The following is a 1,072-nucleotide window of genomic DNA, read 5'->3' as shown; positions in this document are numbered from 1 at the left end:
CACCCTCAGCGCCGGGCAACTACCCCCACGTGGTCACCCTGAATGCCTCCGAACATCGATGGGCGGCTTTGGCGCCGCACATTATGGCGTGAAGCATCCGGAACTGTTCCGTGCCGTCGGAACATTGTCAGGCGGCGATAACAACCAAGCTCCTGACGAGACGGCCGTCATCATCGGAGCGACCGTGGAACAGCGCAAGTGCGCCGACGGTCTAGCAGCTGGCCAGTACGACCCATTCGGAATGTTTGGCGACCCCGCACTGGACGCCGGTCGATGGCGCGCAGCCAACCCGGTTGCCAATGCATCCCAACTGCGGGGCATGGACATCTATCTCACCGCGGCAGACGGCTCGCCCTGTGACGCCGCCGACGCCGAAACGCTCGTCACAAACCCTGCCGCAGGCGCCCTCGAAGCAGGCACCGGCCAAACGACCCTCGGTCTGCATGTCGCGCTGAGATTCGCTGGTATACAGCACACCTACGACCCAAAACCATGCGGCATTCACACGTACAAATACTTCACTCCGGAGGTCACTACCTACGTCAATCGATTGGCGAGGCTTTTCTCTAGCTGAATGGTTCTGCCTGCAGACGGATTTCAAAAGGGCGTATTACGGTGGATCGCCATGCAGCTCTTGACCGCTCCCACGTTCGGACATTCGGACTGCGAGCGCGTCGTCGTAGGTGCGGCGCTGGCGCAGCCGGTCCTAGCGATCACCAGCCTCGCCTACATCGCCGCCGGGATGGCCGTATTGTCCTGGGCGGCGCGGGTTAGGGCGCCGCTTGCCGTGGCTGCAGGGCTTGCGCTCGCCGCGGTCGGCGCCGGCAGCTTCGCTTTCCACGGACCGCAACCGTCATGGGCGAAGCCCGCCCATGACTGGCCCATCGTCGCGACGGGAACGGTGTACGCCGCCGCCCTGGCCTGGAGCGGGCGTCGGCACCGGTGGTCGGCTTGGGCGGCACCGGCCGGCGTCTTCGCGCTGGGAATTGCCGCCTACGCCGCCGGACGCTCGGGGTCACCCCTGTGCAGGCCGGACAGCCTCTGGCAGTACCACGGCGCCTGGCACGTCCTC

1 protein-coding gene and 1 pseudogene (1 of these 2 running past the window's edge) are annotated in these 1,072 nt (G+C 65.6%); both read left to right on the top strand.

The genetic code is table 11. The features are described 5' to 3' along the window. A partial coding sequence (locus tag ACFE99_RS20110; protein ID WP_375488179.1) for an alpha/beta hydrolase-fold protein occupies positions 1-574 on the top strand: 574 nt, incomplete at its 5' end. Positions 575-625: 51 nt separating this feature from the next. Then, positions 626-1,072: pseudogene (locus ACFE99_RS20105) on the top strand (hypothetical protein) (it continues 69 nt past the right edge of the window).

This window comes from uncultured Mycobacterium sp. (genome assembly GCF_964249325.1).
Lineage (GTDB): Bacteria > Actinomycetota > Actinomycetes > Mycobacteriales > Mycobacteriaceae > Mycobacterium.
Note: the sequence above shows the minus strand (reverse complement) of the source record. Positions and strands in the feature narration are given on the sequence as shown.